This window comes from Streptomyces sp. SA15 (genome assembly GCF_002291145.1).
Classification (GTDB): Bacteria; Actinomycetota; Actinomycetes; order Streptomycetales; family Streptomycetaceae; genus Streptomyces.
This window is the reverse complement of the sequence record NZ_NTGE01000042.1, coordinates 91,489-111,379: the sequence shown is the minus strand read 5'-3', so window position 1 is coordinate 111,379 and position 19,891 is coordinate 91,489. Positions and strand designations below refer to the sequence as shown.

17 protein-coding genes and 3 pseudogenes are annotated in these 19,891 nt (G+C 69.2%); 11 read left to right on the top strand and 9 right to left on the bottom strand.

The features are described 5' to 3' along the window. Positions 1 to 180 precede the first annotated feature (180 nt). Positions 181 to 938 (top strand): annotated as a pseudogene (locus CLM62_RS52950) (LLM class flavin-dependent oxidoreductase). A 1,132-nt stretch (positions 939 to 2,070) separates the two neighbouring features. Here the strand turns inward: CLM62_RS52950 and CLM62_RS08005 are convergent. Together CLM62_RS08005 and CLM62_RS08000 are read right to left on the bottom strand one after the other, a co-directional pair. Next, a complete protein-coding gene (locus tag CLM62_RS08005) occupies positions 2,071 to 2,715 on the bottom strand; it encodes a response regulator transcription factor (RefSeq protein WP_095749150.1) in 645 nt (214 codons plus the stop codon). Further along, positions 2,709 to 3,794: a sensor histidine kinase gene (locus tag CLM62_RS08000; RefSeq protein WP_095749149.1), complete on the bottom strand. Its 1,086-nt coding sequence runs from the start codon at positions 3,792 to 3,794 to the stop codon at positions 2,709 to 2,711. The genes CLM62_RS08005 and CLM62_RS08000 overlap by 7 nt, the downstream gene beginning before the upstream one ends. Before the next feature lie 246 nt (positions 3,795 to 4,040). Between CLM62_RS08000 and CLM62_RS07995 the strand changes: the two genes are divergently transcribed. Further along, on the top strand, positions 4,041 to 5,282 hold the full coding sequence (locus CLM62_RS07995; RefSeq protein WP_257003722.1) for a tannase/feruloyl esterase family alpha/beta hydrolase: 1,242 nt from the start codon (positions 4,041 to 4,043) through the stop codon (positions 5,280 to 5,282). Positions 5,283 to 5,375: 93 nt separating this feature from the next. Here the strand turns inward: CLM62_RS07995 and CLM62_RS51205 are convergent. Beyond that, a pseudogene (locus CLM62_RS51205) lies at positions 5,376 to 5,561 on the bottom strand (IS256 family transposase); the annotation flags it as partial. 471 nt (positions 5,562 to 6,032) lie between these two features. On the opposite strand from CLM62_RS51205, the gene CLM62_RS07985 reads away from it, so the two are divergent. The 5 genes from CLM62_RS07985 to CLM62_RS51200 all read left to right on the top strand — a co-directional run bounded on the left by CLM62_RS07985 (position 6,033) and on the right by CLM62_RS51200 (position 12,478). Further along, positions 6,033 to 6,692 carry a TnsA-like heteromeric transposase endonuclease subunit gene (locus tag CLM62_RS07985; RefSeq protein WP_257003721.1) on the top strand — a complete coding sequence of 220 codons (660 nt, stop codon included), beginning with the start codon at positions 6,033 to 6,035 and terminating at the stop codon, positions 6,690 to 6,692. Beyond that, positions 6,689 to 8,959, top strand: a complete 2,271-nt coding sequence (locus CLM62_RS07980) for a DDE-type integrase/transposase/recombinase (protein ID WP_095749147.1) — start codon at positions 6,689 to 6,691, stop codon at positions 8,957 to 8,959. Before CLM62_RS07985 ends, CLM62_RS07980 begins: the two co-directional genes overlap by 4 nt. Further along, entirely contained in the window at positions 8,937 to 10,202 is a 1,266-nt protein-coding gene (locus CLM62_RS07975) for an AAA family ATPase (protein ID WP_095749146.1), read from the top strand. Before CLM62_RS07980 ends, CLM62_RS07975 begins: the two co-directional genes overlap by 23 nt. A 1-nt stretch (position 10,203) precedes the next feature. Then, positions 10,204 to 12,057, top strand: a complete 1,854-nt coding sequence (locus CLM62_RS07970; RefSeq protein ID WP_095749145.1) for a TniQ family protein — start codon at positions 10,204 to 10,206, stop codon at positions 12,055 to 12,057. A gap of 100 nt (positions 12,058 to 12,157) precedes the next feature. Further along, a complete protein-coding gene (locus tag CLM62_RS51200; RefSeq protein ID WP_257003720.1) occupies positions 12,158 to 12,478 on the top strand; it encodes a hypothetical protein in 321 nt (106 codons plus the stop codon). On the opposite strand, the gene CLM62_RS07960 is transcribed toward CLM62_RS51200, so the two are convergent. After that, a complete protein-coding gene (locus tag CLM62_RS07960; protein WP_218835567.1) occupies positions 12,468 to 12,851 on the bottom strand; it encodes a helix-turn-helix domain-containing protein in 384 nt (127 codons plus the stop codon). The genes CLM62_RS51200 and CLM62_RS07960 overlap by 11 nt on opposite strands. Positions 12,852 to 12,956: 105 nt before the next feature. On the opposite strand from CLM62_RS07960, the gene CLM62_RS07955 reads away from it, so the two are divergent. Next, on the top strand, positions 12,957 to 13,580 hold the full coding sequence (locus tag CLM62_RS07955; RefSeq protein ID WP_095749144.1) for an NAD(P)-dependent oxidoreductase: 624 nt from the start codon (positions 12,957 to 12,959) through the stop codon (positions 13,578 to 13,580). Between the two features lie 80 nt (positions 13,581 to 13,660). Continuing rightward, positions 13,661 to 14,059 (top strand): nuclear transport factor 2 family protein, encoded by a 399-nt coding sequence (locus tag CLM62_RS07950; protein ID WP_095749143.1) that lies wholly within the window; start codon positions 13,661 to 13,663, stop codon positions 14,057 to 14,059. 356 nt (positions 14,060 to 14,415) lie between these two features. Here the strand turns inward: CLM62_RS07950 and CLM62_RS07945 are convergent, their stop codons facing one another. The 4 genes from CLM62_RS07945 to CLM62_RS07930 all read right to left on the bottom strand — a co-directional run bounded on the left by CLM62_RS07945 (position 14,416) and on the right by CLM62_RS07930 (position 18,383). Beyond that, the gene (locus CLM62_RS07945; RefSeq protein WP_095749142.1) at positions 14,416 to 15,006 is read right to left on the bottom strand and encodes a DNA-binding protein; all 591 of its coding nucleotides are present in this window, start codon (positions 15,004 to 15,006) and stop codon (positions 14,416 to 14,418) included. 3 nt (positions 15,007 to 15,009) lie between these two features. Then, positions 15,010 to 17,250 carry a DNA-binding transcriptional regulator gene (locus tag CLM62_RS07940; protein WP_095749141.1) on the bottom strand — a complete coding sequence of 747 codons (2,241 nt, stop codon included), beginning with the start codon at positions 17,248 to 17,250 and terminating at the stop codon, positions 15,010 to 15,012. A gap of 220 nt (positions 17,251 to 17,470) precedes the next feature. Further along, the gene (locus CLM62_RS51195; RefSeq protein WP_257003719.1) at positions 17,471 to 17,710 is read right to left on the bottom strand and encodes a DUF6417 family protein; all 240 of its coding nucleotides are present in this window, start codon (positions 17,708 to 17,710) and stop codon (positions 17,471 to 17,473) included. 232 nt (positions 17,711 to 17,942) lie between these two features. Beyond that, complete coding sequence (locus CLM62_RS07930) at positions 17,943 to 18,383, bottom strand: MarR family winged helix-turn-helix transcriptional regulator (protein ID WP_095749140.1); 441 nt, start codon at positions 18,381 to 18,383, stop codon at positions 17,943 to 17,945. A 95-nt stretch (positions 18,384 to 18,478) separates the two neighbouring features. On the opposite strand from CLM62_RS07930, the gene CLM62_RS07925 reads away from it, so the two are divergent. Then, entirely contained in the window at positions 18,479 to 18,889 is a 411-nt protein-coding gene (locus CLM62_RS07925; protein WP_095749139.1) for a nuclear transport factor 2 family protein, read from the top strand. A gap of 108 nt (positions 18,890 to 18,997) precedes the next feature. Here CLM62_RS07925 and CLM62_RS52945 read toward each other — a convergent pair. Beyond that, positions 18,998 to 19,185 (bottom strand): annotated as a pseudogene (locus CLM62_RS52945) (IS5/IS1182 family transposase); the annotation flags it as partial. Positions 19,186 to 19,403: 218 nt separating this feature from the next. Between CLM62_RS52945 and CLM62_RS07920 the strand changes: the two are divergent. Continuing rightward, positions 19,404 to 19,883, top strand: coding sequence for a peptidoglycan-binding protein (locus CLM62_RS07920; protein WP_095749138.1), 480 nt, complete (start codon positions 19,404 to 19,406; stop codon positions 19,881 to 19,883). The last annotated feature ends 8 nt before the right edge of the window (positions 19,884 to 19,891 follow it).

The following is a 19,891-nucleotide window of genomic DNA, read 5'->3' as shown; positions in this document are numbered from 1 at the left end:
GGAGGATGCCTCCGCATTCCAAGAAAATATACGGAGGTGCTCTCCGTTTTCATAGCCTGGTCTGGAGCAGTAACCATGACAAGCCGACAGATGATCCTGGGCATGCAGTTCAGCGGCGGATACGGGGCCGCACCCGGGGCCTGACGGCTACCGGGTGCGAACCTGGACAGCTACACGGACATGGACCAGTTCGTGCGTTACGCGCAGGCCGCCGAGCGCGGCAAGATCCAGCTGCTGTTCATCGCGGACACCCCGGTCCTGGACGTCGACCTCGACCACCACTCCCCGCACCACATGATCGATCCGATGCTGATCCTGACCGTCCTCGCGCGCGAGACCGAGCGGATCGGCCTGGTCACCACCGCCTCCACCACGTTCACCGAGCCCTACAGTCTCGCCCGCCAGTTCAAGGCCCTGGACGTGATCAGCCACGGCCGGGCCGGCTGGAACGCGGTGACCACCTCCGACCCCGCCGCCGCGGCGAACTTCGGCGCGACGATCCCGCCGCGCGCGGAGAAGTACGAGCGTGCCCACGAGGTCATCCAGATCGTCCAGGCACTGTGGGGCAGCTGGGAGAAGGACGCCTGGCTTCTCGACGTCGAGAACAAGCGGTTCGCCGACATGGACAACATCCAGCCGGTCAACCTGCACGGCAACCACGCCGCCTCCCGCGGCCCGCTGCCCATCCCCCGTCCGAGCAGGGCCAGCCGGTCATCTTCCAGGCAGGCGGCGGCAGTTACGGCCTGGAACTCGCGGGCCGTTACGCCAGCGGCATCTACGCCAACCCGTACACCATCGAGGACGCCCGGGCCCAGCGCCAGGCGCTGCGGGACGCCGCCAAGCGCGCCGGACGCGACCCCTCTGGCCCGAGAAGACGTCCACTCCTTCCACCCTCTGGTGGAAGAACTTCAGGCCTCGCCGGTCGTAGAAGGCGTTGAGGTCGACTCCCTCGTCGAGATGCACGGTCAGAACACGTCCGACCGACGGGACCCATTGAGTTCCCGTGGGAACCAGCGGACCCCAGGTCTGGCAACCCGTGCTCAGCGCGTCGGCCGCCACCCAGTAGCGGAAGGCCGGCGTGCCCGGCCCGGCGCTGTCCGGCTGCGGCGCGGCCTCGGCGATGGCCGTCGGAAAGGGCTGTGTGTCGAGCTGGGGCACCGGGTGTCGCACCGGCACATTTTCCTGCAGAGGAGCTCCGGGATCGTCCTCGTACACCAGAACTGTCTGGGTCGTCGCGTGCTGCTGCACGGTCATTGCCGCTCCAGGGGAGAAGAGAGGGGGAGCCGACAGGCGGTGGATGCACCACCGACCGAACCCCGGGGGAATAGTCCCTTATGCCCAGTACGCTGCATGCCCCTGTGTGTCAACTCGAACACAGGGGGTGACCGTGGATCATGCGAGCACGTCGAGCCGACTCACCTCCGCATCCGTGAGCCGGATCGCCCTGCACCGTCCTCTGGTGCCCGCGCCTTGAGGGATGCCGCGAGCGGCCGCGTCGCCGCCGGCACCGGTGTAACGGAGCCTGGGGGCGAGTGCATCGCGGCGGCCGTGTCCGTGGTCGTGGTCAGGCTCGAGAGCCGACATGGAGGAGGTCGTTTTGACGTACGGTTCGCTGACGCCGTAGGTGCCGTTGGGGCCCTTCGAGGCATCTCCGATCAGGGTCTGGTCGGCCGCGGGCAAAACAGCCGAGCTGCCCGCTACGGAGCACTGTTCCCGGATACGTGCCGACCACATCGTCTCCCGCGAGTTGCCGCTGCGGGCGGTGGTCGAGCGGATGTGCCCGCAGTGCGCCACGTACGGGTCATGGGCCCGGCCCGGCACCGAGGTGGGCCTCTTCCTGGGCGCGCTGACCGGTCCAGGGCTGCTGCATGAGCTTGCCGGCTACAGCGGAGCGCACGAAGACACGTACACCGACGACGAGGTGAAGCAGGCAGCCGCTCTGCTACTGCGGACCCCGCTCGGCGGCCGGGATGCCCCGGACGACGATGAGGAGGAGGACTGGCGTTCGCGGCAAGAAGTGCCCGTCGACAGAGATGCCGTCCTCCGCCGAAGAGGCTCAGGCGAAGCGGCTCAGATCAGCCTGTTCTCGCGGGCGTACAGCGCGGCCTGGGTCCGGTCGCGCAGACCCAATCGGCTCAGCACGCGGGAGATGTGGTTCTTGACGGTGCCCTCGCTCAGGTAGAGCCGGGCGGCGATCTCCTTGTTGGTGGCGCCCGCGGAGATGAGCCGGAGCACCTCCGTCTCCCGGGGCGTCAACACGTCGGGCGCGGGGACGCCGGCCGCCAGCGCGGCGACGACCCCCTGATCGAACTGAGCGACACCCGCGTGCACCAGACGGACCGCCTGGGCGAGTTCCGCCGCGGGCAGGTTCTTGAGCAGATAGCCGACTGCCCCTGCCTTCAGCGCCCGGCCCACGTACTCGTCGTCGTTGAAGGTCGTCAGCATCACGATCCGGCACTGGGGCAGTCTGCGGCGGAGCAGCGCCGTGGCGGCCACGCCGTCGATGCCGGGCATCCGGATGTCCATCAGCACCACGTCGGGGCGGCACCGCTGGGCCTCCTCCACGGCCTCGGCACCGTCGCGCGCGCTGCCCACCACGTCGATGCCGGGCTGGATGCCGAGCAATGCGGCGATGCCCTCGCGGACGAGGTCCTGGTCGTCGACCACGAGGACCCGTACGTCCGGCTCCTCCTGCACCGGGGGCCCGTTCACCACGGCACCTCCACCCGCAGGGTGGTGCCCCGCTCCGAACTGCGCAGGTCCACCGTCCCGGAGGCCAGCTTGACCCGCTCCCGCAGCCCGGTCAGGCCGAAGCCCTCCTCGGCCCCGCCCAGCCCGCTGCCGTTGTCCGTGACGCACAGGCGCGCGCCCTGGTCGTCGTAGCGGACCGTCACACCGATCTGGGTTGCGCCGGAATGCCGGCAGGCGTTGGTGAGGCCCTCCTGCGCCGCCCGGTACAGCACCAGCAGCGGCCGCCGCTCGGTGCCCGACACATCCAGGGAGATCCGGCGGCCGCCGCCGTCGAGGTGATGGACGAGGTCGGCCAGCGCCCAGGAGAGGCCGATCGGCTCGGACTCCGCCTCGGGGCCCAGGGTACGCACGGAGGCCCGTACCTCCTCCAAGGCCCGGTTCGCCGACCAGCGGGCGTGTGACACGGCCTGCGCGGAGCCTGCCGGATCGAGCGCGGTGAACGCTTCGGCCTTCTCCAACTGGATGCCGATCGCGGTCAGATGGTGTCCGAGGCTGTCGTGGATCTCGCGGGCCAGCCGATTGCGCTCGCGGGCCGCCGACAGCTGAGCCACCTGTGCGAGGGTGCCCTCGAGCCGGTCGCGGGCCTGCTGCTCCCGAACGGCCACCGCCGCCGTCGCCAGCACCAGTACGACTCCCAGGGCGAACATCAGCAGATCCGAGATGTACTCGGCGCGTACCTCCCAGCCCGGCACCCACAAGGTGAACGCACCCGCCAGCAGAACCACACAGCCCGCGCCCAGCGCGATCCCGACGGCCGGCCCGAACGCGAAGAACCCCAGGAACGGGATCAGCACGAACAGCACCCGCGAGAGCCCGGAGGCGTCGAGAGCCGCCACCGCACAGAGCAGCGCGGCCCTGAGGGCGAACACGGTGCCCGCCGGGATCCGCCACCCCCGCCCGTCCAGGGCCGCCAGCGCGCACAGCAGCACCGTGAACGCGGCCGTGCGCGCGTCGAAGCCTGGTCCGATCGCGGCGTAGTAGAGGCCACCTGTGAGCACCACCCCGTACAGAACGGCGGCTATCCAGGGCACGGGACGTGGCATCGGACCTCCTCGGGAATCCCATGCGCACACACGGTCTCCGCAGCGTACGCGGGCGCGGCGGCGCACCGCACCAGTCGGTCGGCGAAGTTGCGAAGTGTGGCCGAAGGTCATGTGCCCTCCGGTCCCGGCCACCCCTGCCCTTTCGTACTTACCCCCGATGACCTGTGGTTCCTAGATTTCTCGGTGTCGCCACGCACGAGATGAGGACCCATGCACCTACGCTCTTTGGCTATAGCACCCCTGCTGATGGCAACCGTCCTGGCCGTCCCGGCGGCCGCCCGGACCGGCCCCGCCGACGTACGAGTCCCCGGCGCCGAGTACACCCTCTCCGCCCGCCTCGCCGATCTGACCACCACGGGCACGAAGCTCACCGGGCACACCGATCCCGCCGACTGGGCGGGCCTGGAAGCCCCCGGGACCACGACCCCGTCCGGAGTCCCCGGCGTCCAGATCGACGGCTACTTCCCCGACAACTCCAGAACCAACACCAACCACGGCTGGAACCACGACAGCCAGTTCGTCATCCGGCTGCCCGACCACTGGAACGGCGGGCTCGTGGTCGCAGGGCCGCCTGGGCTGCGCGAGCAGTACGCCAACGACCGAATCATCAGCGACCAGGTCCTCGCCAAGGGCTACGCCTACGCGGCCACCGACAAGGGGAACACCGGCCCCGAGATCTACAAGGACGGGGACCGCCCCGGCGACGCCGTCATGGAATGGCACCGCAGGGTCACCGAACTCACCGTCGCCGCCAGGCAAGTGACGGACCAGCACTACGGCCGCACCCCGCGCTTCACCTACGCCGCCGGCCTCTCCGCGGGCGGCTACCTCGTCCGCTGGCAGCTCGAACACCGGCCCGGCCTCTACACCGGCGGCCTCGACTGGAACGCCCTCACCTTCACCGCCGACGGAGGTCTGCTCGCCACCCTCCCCCCGGCCCTGCGCGCCTATCCCCGCGCCAAGGAGGGCGACCGCTCCGCCCACGCCGCCATGCTCGCCGCCGGCTATCCCGAAGGCTCCGAGCGCCAGTGGGAATGGCACCACAAGAATCAGTGGGACCTCCTTCAGCGGGTGGTCCGCGAGGAGCTCGATCCCGACTACGACGGGCCCGCCCAGGCGGGCACCCCGCTCTGCCCCGAAGGCACCGGGGCCGGCTGCGACACCGATTACGACTTCGCGTCCCGCCCGCGCGCGGTGCACAAGGCGCTGAAACGGATCGCGCTCAGCGGAAGCATCCGGCGTCCGCTCATCAGCATCCAGGGCAGCCTCGACGCCCTCACCCCGTCGGCCGCCTTCGGTGACGTCTACCACCGCATGGTCACCAACGCGGGACGCGCCGACCTGCACCGCTACGTCATGGTCCCCGGCGGCGCGCACACCGACGGCCTAGTCGTGCTCGATCAGGACCACCTGCGCCCGATGCTCGGCAACTTCACCGCGGCCCTGAGCCACCTCGAAGCCTGGACACGGCCCACCTCCAAATCCTGACGACCCGACCCGCCCCCTGGAACGACCTCCAGAAATGAGACACACGTCTCGGCCGGGACTGTCCAATCAACGGTGTAACCAGGGTTGTTGAGGTTAGTGGTGTGCTGCGCTGAGTCGGCCGTCGAAGGTGATGTCGAAGGCGTTGAGCGCGGTCTTCCAGGGGGCTGGTCCCGCGGGCTTGTCCCTTGCCGGTGGGGTCGAGGGACATGATCGCCATGTAACGCATTTCAGTGCGGCTTGCTCGTTGGGGAAGTGGCCGCGGGCCTTGACTGCCCGGCGTGGAGCAGCAAGGTGCCCAACAGGCGGGCCCCACTGCGCGCCGCCCCGAAAGCCGCCTCCTCGCCGACGCGGTGGAGGCGGACAAATGGATGAGCCGAAGCTCAGGAGTTGTCACCGGCAGAGCCGGATGAGCTGGCGAATGGGAACGGTCGAAGCAGCCTGGTTGTCACAAACAAGGCACACGGCTTGTCACACGTGCTCATTCAGCAGCCTTTCTGTCACCAGAAACGAAGATCAGGAGCCTCTGGCTCTCTGAGGCGATTCCATGAGGTCATGGCCGGTACACGCGCTGGGCTGCAAAGGGTAGTGGAAACCACTGACACGGTGGCCGTGTGGTCGCATCAGTGCAGCTGGGAAGACCTTTTCGTGTCGGTGAACGTCGATGCGGGTCGACTCGGACTCGATCTGCGCGACGGCTGGACGAGGCGGTGGACAGTCTCGTGGCGGGTCGACGGGAGCGAGGAGTCCTGCTTGGTACAGGACCTCGTACACGCGCCGGTGCTGTCGAGCGATCCGATGCGCCACTTCACTTGGCGCCGGGACCAACGGCACCGGCCTGGGCTGCAGTTCCTGTCCAGTACCGGCCGTCACCATGGTGCGGAGAGCATGGAGGAGGGCCGGGTACTGCTGGCCCTGGACTTCGCCGGTGACGTCGTCGACGTGGTCTCGCAGCCGTTGAAAATCTCCTTCGGGACCGGAGAGAAAGACCGCAGCCACACCCCGGACTACCTCGCGGTGACCCGTCACGGCGTCTGGCTGATCGACGTACGCCCCGAGGCCCTGATCAAGGAGTCGGACTGGGAGTCGTTCGCGGCGGCCGCCGAGGTCGCTGTCGCCTGCGGCTGGCACTACACGGTTGCCGCCCGCTGGCGTGAGCACGCTTTCGCGGGGCTGGACGCGCTGGCGTCGCGGCGGGTCCTGCGGTCCGATCCGCTGGGCCTGCGGCCGGTGCTGCTCTCCGGGGCCGCGGGCGGGCGGAGGTTCGGGGAGCTTGCGGCGGCGACAGGCTGTGAGCCGGTCGCCCGGGCACAGCTGCTGCACCTGCTGTGGTCCCGGCGGCTGGGAGTTGACCTGGCCAGCCCGCTTCAGGACCGGTCGATCGTCGTCCCGGCCGGGGAGACGGGCCGGTGAACACGGCGGCGGTGCTGGACCTTTCACCGGGTGCCGGGCTGGTCCTGGACGGGACGGAGTGGACGGTTGAGCGGCGTGAGCCGCATCTGGGCCGGGTCCAGCTGGTGAGAGACGACGGCACGCGGGAGCGGGTGAGCCTGCGGTTTCTGGTGAACCATCTGCAGTGCCGTTCGTCGTCGCAGACGTCGGCGGAGGGGGCCGACCGGGGGCGGCAGCGCAAGGCGGCTCAGGATCTGAGGGAGGGCCGGCTTGAGCTCGCCCAGTTGCGGATGGCCCATCTGCTGGAGGTGGCGACCGGGTTCCGCTCCGGTGATCCGCTGCGTCCGGGCCCGGACGAGCCGAAGCCCGAGTACGACCCGGCGACGACCACGCTGACCGAGCGGCGGCTCGCGAAGGTGGCAGAGCTGGCGGCCATGGATCCGCATCACGCGAAGCTGCTGGGCCTGGGCTCGGTCGGCTACCGCACGCTGATCCGCTGGGAGAACGCCCGCCGCCGGTTCGGGCTGGTCGGCTGCGCGGACGACCGCTGGCTGCGCCAGAGCGGCGGCACGCGGACGGTGTCCGAGGAGGTACGGGAGGCCGTCCTCGCGGTCCGCCAGGAGACGCAGCGGATGGCGAAGGTGTCGATGCGGACCAAGGACCGCATGATCCGCCAGTACGTCCGCGAGGAGTTCGGGCCGGAGACGAAGGTGCCCGGCTACGACACCCTGCGCCGCCTCTGGAAGGAGTGGTTCGGCCCCGGCGGCGCCCGGCAGCGCTACGCCCGGTCGGCCGATCTGCCGGAGAAGGACGGGCACGTCCTGGTGCACCGGCCGGGCCAGGTCGTCGCGCTGGACACCACGGTGCTGCCGGTCATGGTCCGCGAGCACGTCTTCGGTGATCCGGTGAAGATGCACCTCACCCTGGCCCTGGACGTCTGCACGCACTCGCTGGTCGCCTTCCGGCTGACACTGGTGTCCGACACATCCGTGGACGTCGCGATGGTGCTGCGGGACGTGACGATGCCGCTGCCGATGCGGGCGGACTGGGGCGAGGACCTGGAGTGGCCTTACCCGGGCATCCCCGCCGCGGTGGTGGCCGAGTTCGCCGGGCACCAGGTGGCCGGACTGCCGTTCTTCACACCGGAGACGGTGACGACCGACCACGGATCGGTCTACCGCAACCACCACCTGGTCGAAGTACAGCGAGTGCTCGGCTGCAACATCCTGCCCGCGCGAGTCCTGCGGCCACAGGACAAGGCCGCCGTCGAACGCGCGTTCGGCGTGATCCGGCAATTGCTGTTCGAGCACCTGATCGGCTACACCGGCATCGACGTCGCCGACCGCGGAGCCGATCCGGCCGCCGACGCGGTGCTGACGGCTGACCAGCTCGAGCACACGATCGCCACATGGATCGTCGCCGTCTGGCAAAAGCGCAAACTCGGGGAATATGCCCCGAGTTGGGATCCGGACGGCTCGCACAGTCCGAACTCGCTGTTCGCAGCGTCGTTCGCGCAGACCGGCTTCGCGATGGACGTCCCCTCCCCCGAGTTGTTCTACGAGCTGCTGCCCGCCCACTACGTCCGCATCGACAAGCGCCGCGGGGTGAAGATCCGCGGACTTTGGTACGACGACCCCGACGTCCTGCGCGACTACCGCGGCGAGCTGTCGACACGGGGCGGCAGACACAAGGGCCAGTGGCTCATCCGCCGCGACCCGCGCGACCGGCGCCAGGTGTTCTTCCAGGATCCGATCAGCCATGCCTGGCACCCGCTGCCCTGGACGGGCATGCCGCAGGCCGGGCAGATGCCAGCCTTCGGGGATACACGGGCCAGTGACCTGCTCAGAAAGGCCGACGCGGCCGGCCTGAAGCCGAAGTCGGACACCGAACTGCTGCCCGTGCTGCTGGAGCTGATCGGCTCCGTCATCCCGGTCAGCAAGTGGCCGAACCAGCTGAAGAAGTCCCAGCGCGTCGAGCACTCCCGCGAGGCACACCAGGCCGACGCCGCGCAGGCCGACCGGCCGCCGGGTCCGTCCGCCGAGGTCGCGAAGCCCGCAGCCGGACCGGAAGAGCAAGGTCAGCAGGCGAAGGTACTGAACTGGCCGGGCCGGGCCCGCCAGACCCAAGACGCGGTCGCCGCTGAGCGACGCCGCAGACGGGAGGCCGCCGGGCCTGAGCCGGCCCCGCCGCCGCAGCTGGGACACAGCTTCCGCACCCGCAACGTGTTCGTTCTGCCCGAGGAGGACGACCTGGAGGAGGACCGTGGTGGACCAGACGACGCCGGATGAGCACGCGGTCGTCCCGTTCCTGCGCGCCGGTCCTCCGCCGGACCGCACCCGCTGGGAGGGCTGGCAGCAATGGCGGAAGATCCGGGACACCTTCGTGCCCGCGCCGCATCTGACATTGGCTGAGCACCAGTACCTGAGTCCCCGGCGGCGGGCTCTGCACGACCTGCACCGCACGGCGACGCACGTCAACATGCGCCTGCAGGAAACACCGATGAGCATGCGGGTCGCGAACCTGATGCGCGGGCGGCTGCAGAACAACGCGATGAAGTTCATGCCCGGCACCCGCGACGGCCTGATGATCAACGGCGGCGGGTTCCAGGGCAAGACGGAGACCGCGTGCGATGCGGCTGCTTCCTTCGAGGACGTCCGGCGCAATATCCACCACCAGCTGCTGCCCGGCCGCACTCCCGGCACCCGGGACGTCTTCGTGCCGGTGGCCTACTGCCGTTTGCCGGTCCGCGCGACACCCAAGGGATTGTGCAAGGCGATCCTGAACGTCTACGGCGATCCCCATCCCGGCACGCTGGACGATCTGGTCAGGGCAGTGCGGGACGCGATCCGGGACCACCACACCAGCGCCTTGCTGATCGACGACGTGACCCGGCTTCGGCTGCACCGCGAGGACGACCAGGACACCCTCGACCTGATCCGCGAGCTGATGGACCTCAACGTCACCCTCGTCCTGATCGGCGTGGACATCCCCGGCTCAGGACTCCTGCGCGGCGCATACGTCGACCCGCGCACCGGCCAGTGGGTCTTCCCCGACGTCAAGAACGGCAAAAATCACGAGGCCATGGCCGCCACGCAGACCGGGCGCCGGTTCGACATGGTCGATCTCGATCCGTTCGACTACTCCACGCTGGCCGGCATCACCGCCTTCCTCGACCACCTGGCCGGGATCGAGGAACAGCTGCGGCTCCTGCGCTCTTTCACGGGCATGCTGACCACCGGGGAGATGCCCGAGTACCTCTTCGACCGCACCCGCGGAGTCGTCGGCCTGCTGCGGCGGCTTATCGAGGACGGCTGCGCCGAAGCGATCACCACCCGCGAGGAACGGCTCACCAAGGAACTGCTCGCGAGGACCACGATCCATCTGGGCAACCTCAACGATCTCGATGAGGGAGCCGGAGAGATCCCCGAGATCCCGCAGGACGTGACCTCGCCGCAGCCGGAGTCTCCCCGCAAGCGCGGACGCAACACGGTCCTCGACGACCGCGGCGAGAGGCCGGCCGCCGGTGACTGACATGAGCACCAGGCTGCGGTCCTTCGGCCGCAGCCTCGACCCCCTGGACGGAGAGTCGCTGGCCGGTTTCGTCCTGCGGCTCTCCCACCGCCTGCGCGTGTCTCCCATCGAGCTGGCCCGGCTCACCGGCATGACCGACCGACCCCACGTCGCCCGGGCCGCGTTGTCCACGTTCCTGACCCCGTCGCAGGCCAGCGGCTTCGCCACCGCGACCAGGCTCACTCCCGACGAAGCCGTCGCGATGACGCTGGAACCCCTCGCCTCCCGCTACCCGCCCCTGGGCCGCAGCCTGGACGGCATCCGGGCAGGCCGCACCCTCACGATCCACACCTCCGACTGGCTGTTCGCCACCACTTGTCGCTACTGCCCCGTCTGCCTCACCGGCGACGGCTCCCCCATCCAGAACGAGCACGGCGGCCCGTGGCAGAACCTCTGGCGCCTGCCCGTCGTCTTCGCCTGCACCCGCCACGACGTCTTCCTGGAACATCTCTGCCCCAGCTGCAAGGAACCGATCAACGCCAGCAACCGGTCCCAGCTGATCGCGCGACCCGCCGTCACCGGGATACACCCCGCCCATTGCCGGTCCACCCAGGAACAGGACAGGGGAAAGATCCGGCCCGGGGCTCCCTGCGGAGCCCCCCTCGGACACGACGCCCCTGGCGGCCACCGCCCCGGGCCCGCCCTGCTCACCCTTCAACACAAGATCGTCAACATGTTCGGCACGAACTGCCCCGAGCAGGAGGCGCACCAGTACTTCACCGAACTCATCCTGCTAGCCGGCCTGGTCATGATCTCGTGGCCTCGCATCCGGCCCGCCGGAACCACCAGGTCACTCGCCGCGGCCATCGACCGGCACCTGGCGATCCTCGAGGAAACCGACGGCCGTCTCTACCACTCCAGCAAGGCGCCCGTCGACGCGCGGGCCTGCGCCGGGATGCTCCAGGTCACCGACCGCATCCTGGCTGCCGAGGACCTACGCGAAGCGCTCGTCCCTCTCGCGCCGGAGGAGAACCGCACTCTCACCGGCGTCACGCCCTCGCGACATGTGGTCTGGGACCAGGCCTTCAGAAAGCACCGCAGCGCGTGCTCCGAGCGGTTCCAACTCGCCGCCGACACCGTCGTGCACTCCTTCCGCCGCGACCGCCGTGGGGGCGGCTACCGCCTCCCCGCCACCGGCATCCGCTACCGCCCCGAGCACATCCCCGCCGCCCTGCCCCAGCCCCTGGCCGACCGCCACCTGCAGGCCTTCCCCGACGTCGCTCCCAAGATGCTCCGACGCAGCGCGTCCGTCTTCCTCGTCCGACGCGCGCGAGGCGGCAACATCAACGAGGCCGCCCAGTTCCTCGGCATCAGCACCCCCGGCAAGGCCATCGGCTACGGCAACAAGCTGAACCAGTACCTCCGCGCACACGGCAAACTCCACGACTTCGAGCTGGCGCTCGACGCCATCACGGACGAACTCCACGAAGGACCCCTGATCGACTACCAGCAACGCCGCGAAGCCCTGAGCTCCTGGACCCTCGAACCAGACATCTGGCAGCGCATGGCCACCCATCTGCCGATCCTTCCGGGACATCGGACATCCATCAGCGATGACCGCAAACGCCTCGCCGTCAGCGTCTACATCTGGACCCGCGTCACCGAAGGCGAACTCGAGTTCGCGCCCTGCCCACACATCGCCCACGATCCCGAACTCCGCTCCACCTGGAGCCGACAACGGCACAACATCTGCCACTGGCTCAAAACTGCCGACGACCACCCCTACTACCGAGCCCTCAAGCCGCTGCTCGACGCACACGCCCAACAACTCGCCGGAGCAATCGACTGCACCGCGCCCGATCCGGAAGGACGTTAAGTAGCGAAGACCGAAAGCCCGTGACTGTCTGGAACGGTTCCATAAGGCCATGGCAGGGAGACGCGCTGGGCCGGAGAGGGTAGTAGAAGGTGCTGACCCGGTGGCCGTCTGGTCGCATCTGTGCAGCCGGGAGGACCTGTTCGTGTCGGTATCCATCAGCGCGGGCCGGCTCGGACTTGATCTGCGCGAGGGCTGGACGAGGCGGTGGAGGGTCTCGTGGCGGGCTGATGGAGACGCAGCGTCCTGCTCGGTACAGGAATTCGTACACGAGCCGGCGCTGTCGGGCGATCCGATGCGCCACTTCACCTGGCGCCGGGACCAGCGGCACCGCCCGCCATGCACGGTCATCGACCACGGCACCATGGTCTCGTGCATGGCGGGCCGTATCTCGCAGTCGGGCTACTCGGTGATCAACCCGTGAACTCGTCCGCGGAGCGGGCGTCGTGGGCCTTGCGCAAGGACAGGACCTCGTCGACGTGCTCCTCGGCCCAGGTGGTGATCGGCTCCATGACGGGCCGCAAGGAGTGGCCCAGCGGGGTCAGCTCGTACTCCACGCGGGGCGGGACCTCGGCGAAGACCGTGCGGGTGAGCAGGCCGTCGCGTTCCATCCCCCGCAGTGTGTAGGTGAGGACCTTGGGTGTCACGTGATGAAGCGTCCCGCGTAGTTCGCTGAACCGCTTGGGGCCGTCGCCCAGGTTCAGCACGATCAGCACCGACCACTTGTCACCGATGCGGTCGAGGACCAGCCGGGACGGGCAGCAGATCTCGGAGTCGTCGGCAGCTTCTTTCATCATATCCGAAGGGTACTTCAGTATCTTTGAAGTAACTAGTATCCCATTGATACCTTCTCGGTGACGGCGTGTGCGCGGCACACGCGATGACTACAAGGAGGTCGTGGGATGCGCATCTTGCTGTTCGGAGCCACCGGGATGATCGGCAGCCGGATCGCTGCCGAGGCGGGCGAGCGGGGCCATGAGGTGACGGGTGTCACGCGCAGAGGGAAGGACGGCACCCTCGCGGCGGACGCGAGCGACGCCGACACCGTCGCGCGCCTGGCGGCCGGCCACGACGCGGTGGTCCTGGCGGTGTCACCGCCACGCGGCGGCATCGAGGCCACCGAGTCGCTGCTGGAGGTGGGCCGCGGCGTACTGGACGGCGTACGCAAGGCCGGGGTGCGTCGCCTGGTGGTGGTGGGCGGCGCGGGCATCCTGGAGGTCTCCCCCGGTGTACGGGTCGTCGACACCCCCGGGTTCCCCGAGGACGCCCTGCCGCCGGTTCGCGCCCAGGTGGCGCTGTTCGAGCTTGTCCGGGACAACGCCGACGACCTGGAATGGACCTACCTCTCCCCGCCCGCGATGGTCGAGCCCGGCGAGCGCACGGGCGCGTACCGGACAGGCGATCACCAACTGCTCAGCGACGGCGAGGGCAACAGCCACATCAGCACCGAGGACTACGCCGTCGCTCTCGTCGACGAGTTGCAGCGGGGCGAGCTCACCCGCCGCCTCGTCCACGTCGCGTACTGACCGGCTCACACAAACGGAAAAGTTGGCACGTCACCGGCACGTGTTGTGTTGGTTGCCAACCAATATCAGAGGAGCACCACATGACGAACAACAACAGCACCGCCGACGCGGTCGGCGTAGTCGAGGCGTACATGCAAGCGCTGCAGATCAAGGACACTGACACGATCTTGCGGCTCTACGCCGACGAGGCCGAGATCATCCCCGAGAACTTGCCCAGCCTGCGCGGCCGCGACGCCGTTGACTCCTTCTACGCCAGCACCTTCGCCGCCATCGGGATGGAGGTCAACGTGGAGGTGGTCTCGACCGAGGTCTACGACGAGATCGCGATCGTCCGATCCGAGCAGCCCGTCACGGTGATTGCCGTGGCCGACGGCACTCGCACCCAGGCCTACTTCCGCGAGCTGTTCGTGCTGCGTCGCACCCCGGACGGGTGGCGCATCCACAAGTACATGTTCTCCCAGAACCCGTCGCAGGCCTAGAAGCCGGCGGTCACCGACCACGGTCGCGAAAGGCGCACAAGCCCGAGAATCTGGGCCGGCTGTGGCTCGAGCGCGCCGAGGCCGGGGGCACCGACGGCGTGCTCGCGCTGTACGAGCCCATCGGGGCCCTGTACTTCCAGGGTTCGGCCAGCACCGGCTACAGCGACTGCGCAAAGCCTACGAGGCGATGCTGGCCGGCACCCCGAAGATGCCCTCACATCCCAATAGCGAACCGCTGCTGGAGCTAGGCCGTCATATGGGCTTGCAGTCCGGCCGGTGACAACAAGCCTGCCTATGTGACAACTATCGCGCTTCGGCTCATGGAGGTGGCGACCGCAGGCCGACGTCGGCTCAGCTCAGAAGGCGACGTCGATGTAGTCGATGTTGGTGAATTCGACCTCAAGCTGGTCGGCGCGGCGTCCGTGGTCCTTGAAGTACACCTCCTGGAGGCCTTCGGCGATGACCTCATTGGGGCTCTGCGCGCCGACGCCCCGCTGGGCGTCGAAGAGACGCCGGGCGTACTCGGCGGGCAGGTGGACGGTGATACGGCGCATGCGGCCGTCGTCGGTGGTGCCGATGGGCGCGGTATAGCCGAAGCGGGCGCGGGCTTCCACGGTGATCCCGGTCGCAGCGGCGGCCTGCCGACGGCGCCGGTCACGGACCTTCGGCTGCCAGCGGGCGCGCACGGCTGCCTCGATCCGATCGGCGATCGCCTTGGGCGGGTGCTTGCGCTCGCCGGTGCGGTAGCGCTCCACGGAGCGCTGGGTGATACCCAGTTCCTGGGCGACCGCCTTGGTCGTCTTCAGCTTCCCCAGCAGGAAGTTGATGCGGCCCTTGAGGGTCTTGGGCGGCTGGCGGGTGAAGACTTCCTCGCCGGCGCGGTCGACGGCCTCGTTGATGAGGGCGTCGTCGACGTCGGCGCCTTCCGGGCGGATACGGCGCACCATGGCCTACTCCCCTTCGTCCAGGACGGCGTCGCCGCCCTTGATGTGGCGGGCGGGGTTGTAGCCCTGCTCCATCAGGTCGACGGCCCAGGCCATCTCCTGGACACCCTCGATCTTGCAGAAGCCGGGGTTCGCGCCGAGGCGGAAGGTGCCGTAGACGGGGGTGCCGTCGCCGTTGGACGGCAGGAAGTCCAGTGGGGAGGGGCCACGGCTGGCGTAGACGACGCAGTCCGAGAGGACCGCGAGGGGGTACTGGCCGGTCAGGGCGGCGAGCTTGGCCATCTTGCGGTGCATGTTCACCCGGGCCTTGGCGATGACCGCGGCGCGGATGTCGGGCCGCCAGGTGGGGCGCTCCAGGGCGGGCCAGCGCTCCCCGTCACGGTAGTGACGGCCCTGGGGCCGTTCACGGAGCTTGCCGATGCCGCCCTTGACCGTCGACTTGACCGCCGCCAGCACCATCGCGCCCTGCCGGTGCCGGCGCACCAAGGCGGCCAGGTCCTCGTCGCTCATGTCGGCGCGGCCTGCGGGCAGTTCGGCGAGTGCCGCGCGCAGGCCGTCGAGGTGGGTCTCGTCGGCGGCCGCACATGTCTTGTGCAGCGCCATCGCGTCCAGGAACGCCACCGGGTTGGTGTCCTTGTCGGCGGGGATGCCCATGTCGGCGGTGGTGGTGAGGTAGGCGTCCTTGAGCCGGTCGTGCCACGGATCCAGATACGCACCCGTCTCCTCACGCAGGTACGCCTCGATCGGGCGCACTTCGCAGCCGAGTTCCTCCGCGTAGGCGAGGGTGGGGGTGGTGTACCAGCCGGGCCCCTCGGGACGCTGTCCGCTGGGAGTGAAGGGGTTGGGCAGGCGCGGGTCCGGCTCGATGTGGGAGAGGTCCACGAGCCACGTGCCGGGGGCCTTCTTGTCGAACACGGGCGCGGTGTGGTGCACCGGTTCCGACAGGCCGACGGTGAGGCGGGCGGCAGCCGCGAGGAAGGCGGTGTTGATGTCGATGCCCACCGCGTAGGGCAGCAGGCACTCCTCATCGATGAGCAGCTGCGGGTCGCGCACCCACTGGTAGGCCTCCTCATCGAGGAACCCGCGCTCCCAGCCCTGCGCGACCGGATGCTCGGGCGGGGCCTCCGGAGGCGCCGGGTCCACCGGCTTCGTCAGCGCCCCGGGGTGGGGGCCAGAGACCCACTCGCCGGTCGCCTCGTCCTTGACCGGCCGGGTCGGCGGTCGCAGTGTGGTCATCAGCTCCAGGCCGGTCACCGCGGTGGAGCCGCGCGGGGTGAGCACCCGGGTCGCGAACACGCCGAGGACGCGGGCGAGGTCGGCGGGGTGCAGCTGGGCGGCGTCGCCCCAGGCGCGGGTGTCCAGGGCGTCCCACGGCAGGATCGCCAGTTGCACGCACTGCCGTTGGCCGCTCCGCGCGGGCCGGTAGATCCGCGGCCACGGGCCGAACCCACGCTGAGTCAGCTTCCACTTCGCCTTGGCCAGTTGCCTGACGACCGGGTGGTCCTCCGCCAGGCGCAGGCCCCGGCGGTCCTCCAGCTGCTCCGGCAGACCGAACCGGGCGGCGGCCGAGGCGGTCAGCACGATCAGTGGGTCGGAGTCCTTGCCATGCCGGTGCAGCCGCGCCGCACCGATCCCCGACTCCTTCAGCACCCACTCCACCAACTGCGCCATCGTCGTAGCCGGGCACTCCAGCAGCACTCCGCCCAGGCAGTACGCGGTGCCGTCCCCGTCCAGCACGGCGAGAGGCCCGTGCGGGAATCGGGCATCGACCGCGGGCGCGGCCGCCTTCGCCCGCGACGGACGCCGTGACGTCGACGCCGGCCTCACCGCCCCCGCCGGACGGGGCGCAGCAGAAGCAGGCCGGTGGAGGCGCGCGGAGCTCCCGGGCCCAGACGCCGCATCGTCAGCACTCCTGCCGCCGGACGCAGGCTGCTCCGGTGCGGGCGTGGGCCCGGTGAAGGTCTTTGGTACGGGCTCGGTGGCCGGTTCGGCCGGGTGCTTCGCCGCCCAGCCTTCCAGCAGCCGCAGATACGCCTCACGGCGTGGCGTGCGTGGCTCGGACCTGCCGTTCTCCCAGTTCTTCACCGTCTGCGTCGTCGTCCGCAGCACCTGAGCCAGCCGGGCCTGCGTAACGCCCGCCGCCTCACGCAGCCGGGCCCTCTCCCCCGGCGCCGGCAACTCCGGCTCACCCGCCAGCAGTTCGTCCACCGCTGCGAACAGCTCATCCTGATTCGGCCGGTCCGGCATACGCCACCTCCAACCCACATTCTAGCAGAAATTATCCCTGCTTTTAGCCAAATTATTAGCTGTGGATTTAATCTTGGGGAAGGACGTACAGCGCTGATGACATCTGTGCCGGTGTGCCGTAGTCGCCGGCGAAGCGGTTGGCTTCCCTGGCGGACCCGGTCATCCGGTGCAGCCAGAACCCGTACGTAACCGACTCCACCTACTCTTCCGTCAAATACAGCTACAACCACCGCTTGACCCCACGATCAAGCCGCGCCGCCGGCACCTGGTCCGCCAGCCCGTCCGCGGGCGGCACCTTCAACTGGTCGACGAGGCTGACGAACTGGCGCAGGGCCGTCATCTGCGACGGCGCCAGCCGAAGCAGCCGGCCCGCACCCGGCGAGCCGGGGGCGGGCCTGGGCCGGACGCGGGCGTAGACCAGCAGGTCGTGACCGCGCAGGCCGAGTCGGGCCCCGCCCACCGTACTTCCGCTCCCCCGCATCCACCGCCTCAAGCACCGCGAGCGCCTTCTCCCTACGCACCGGGCGCGACATCGCGGTCCCCTGTGATGCCGGCTTCCCGCGTGTGAGTCGCTTCAGAGCTGGTCTCACTTGGCGTCATCGCGGCTACGCTGCGGGCCGAGGCCATCTGGATCCGGATGCACCGTCAGCAAGCTGTCTCGGAGCCCATCCGGGGTCGAGCGAGAACGGCAGTCATTCCGGTTCGTGCTGGGCAAGAACTCGGCTGAGCAGGCGGGTCAGAGTCTGCCGGTCCTCGGCCGACAGCGGTTTGAGCAGGTCGTCCTGCACCTGATCGAGGACCCCGTCCATGCGCTGCAGCTGCCGGACACCGCCCTTGGTGAGCGTCACTCTGTTGCGCCGTCCATGGTCCGGGTCCGGCGACCGATCGACGAAGCCCTGCTCGACCAGTTCGCTGACGGCCGCCACTACGTCGCTGCGGTCGATGCGGCACCGGCGGCCGAGCTCCGCCTGGCTCGCGGGCCCGAACTCGTGCAGTGCCGCCAGGATGCGGTAGTGATACCCGCGCGCCCCGGCAGCGGTGAAGCCGTCGAACACCAGTCGGCGGGCATGCACGGCCAGCTGGGTGATCAGCCAACTCGGCTTCGCTGCCAAACGCTCGGGGGTTTCCTCCATGGCGACCACTCTAGCGCTATGAGTGTTGGCAAGACCAACACTCTGTGCATAGTGTTGGTCTTGCCAATGTTGGAGCAACCATCAAAGGAGTCGTCGTGCCCGCTGCCGCCCGGACCACCGACCGAGCCGAGATCGCCGACCTGTTCGCCCGCCTGGCCAACCTGCTGGACGAATGCCGCCACGAGGACGCTGCCACCGTTTATCACGACGACATCGTGGTGCGCTCGCCGCGGGTCGAGCTGCACGGCCTCGATGAGGTGACCGCCCACCTGAAGCGAAGCCAGGTCGAGGGAGAACACACGCAACACGTGCACGGTGACGTGCTGGTGCATGTGGATGGTGACCGCGCGAAGGCCACAGCGAACCAGCTCGTGTACTTCTACCGGAACGGCGAAGCGCCCCATCGGACAAGCGGTCTGCGAACGGCGTGCACTGCCGTGCGGACCCCGGCGGGCTGGCGATTCAGCGACATGCACATCACGCTCGCCTGGATGCAGGAGAAGTGACGTGGTGAGTCAGGCCCGGACCTCAGCCCTGACCGCGCGGCAGGCCGAGGCCACGCCACTCACCTGACGAGGGAACCTGCCGGAAGACATCTGAGGGCTGAGGCGATGCCGACGCATGCGAGGCCGTGTTCGCCCTTGCGGCGAGACGCCGCACACCAGCGGCCGCAGCGCCCGGCTGTCGTACAGATTCGGGCCCGTCAGCTCGCCCCCTTCAGCGCCCGCATGCTCACCGAGTCGATCGCGCACCGAGACCAGTCGAGCTCACCGTGGTCACCGAGCTCAGGGATCAGAGACCGCGGTGTCCCACCTTCTCACCGCTACGTCACCGAAAGGGTGGGACGCGCAGGTCAGGGGCATGGTGTCCCACGATGCCCTCATGTGAGCGGGGCCGGTGGACCCGGAGGCGGTGCACCCCGCATCGTCGAGAACGTTCGAGCCGCCCGGTGCGGTGCACACCACACCACGTCGTACGGCGGCGACACCCAGCACTCGACTCACAGAACGGGGAACGCGCATGAATACCTCCCGACGCCTCACCCTCGGCGCAGCCACCATCGCCCTCGCCGCCACCGCACTCGGCGGCGGACCGGCCCTGGCAGCCGCCGACGACACCTCCGCCACCGGCTCCCGCATCGTGGCCCACGACGACCGTGCCCAGCTGCGTACGACGGGCGAGGAGACGAAGGGCGATGTCTCGGCCGCCGTGCCCGCGGTGCTCCAGAAGGGCGACAAGGGCCACGGGGTCTGGTGCGTCCAGGTCGCGGTCAACAGCGTCTACCGCAGCTGGTACAACTCGTCCAAGAACGTCCTGACCGAGGACGGCGTCTTCGGTCAGAGCACGCATGACTGGGTCGCCTGGTACCAGGGCATTCGGAACCTCAAGGCGGACGGCATCGTCGGCAAGAACACCGGCGACAAGGTCATCGGGGACGCCTTCGGCAAGAACGGTGTCGACTACCGCAACTACTGCCGCAGCTACGTTCCTCACCACTGACACCAGCT

Bases quoted from the DNA above. Each gene is read 5' to 3' on its own strand.
- CLM62_RS08000 (WP_095749149.1), bottom strand. From the start codon at position 3,794: ATGCCACGTCCCGTGCCCTGGATAGCCGCCGTTCTGTACGGGGTGGTG.
- CLM62_RS07995 (WP_257003722.1), top strand. From the start codon at position 4,041: ATGGCAACCGTCCTGGCCGTCCCGGCGGCCGCCCGGACCGGCCCCGCC.
- CLM62_RS07970 (WP_095749145.1), top strand. From the start codon at position 10,204: ATGAGCACCAGGCTGCGGTCCTTCGGCCGCAGCCTCGACCCCCTGGAC.
- CLM62_RS07960 (WP_218835567.1), bottom strand. From the start codon at position 12,851: ATGATGAAAGAAGCTGCCGACGACTCCGAGATCTGCTGCCCGTCCCGG.
- CLM62_RS07955 (WP_095749144.1), top strand. From the start codon at position 12,957: ATGCGCATCTTGCTGTTCGGAGCCACCGGGATGATCGGCAGCCGGATC.
- CLM62_RS07950 (WP_095749143.1), top strand. From the start codon at position 13,661: ATGACGAACAACAACAGCACCGCCGACGCGGTCGGCGTAGTCGAGGCG.
- CLM62_RS07945 (WP_095749142.1), bottom strand. From the start codon at position 15,006: ATGGTGCGCCGTATCCGCCCGGAAGGCGCCGACGTCGACGACGCCCTC.
- CLM62_RS07940 (WP_095749141.1), bottom strand. From the start codon at position 17,250: ATGCCGGACCGGCCGAATCAGGATGAGCTGTTCGCAGCGGTGGACGAA.
- CLM62_RS07930 (WP_095749140.1), bottom strand. From the start codon at position 18,383: ATGGAGGAAACCCCCGAGCGTTTGGCAGCGAAGCCGAGTTGGCTGATC.
- CLM62_RS07920 (WP_095749138.1), top strand. From the start codon at position 19,404: ATGAATACCTCCCGACGCCTCACCCTCGGCGCAGCCACCATCGCCCTC.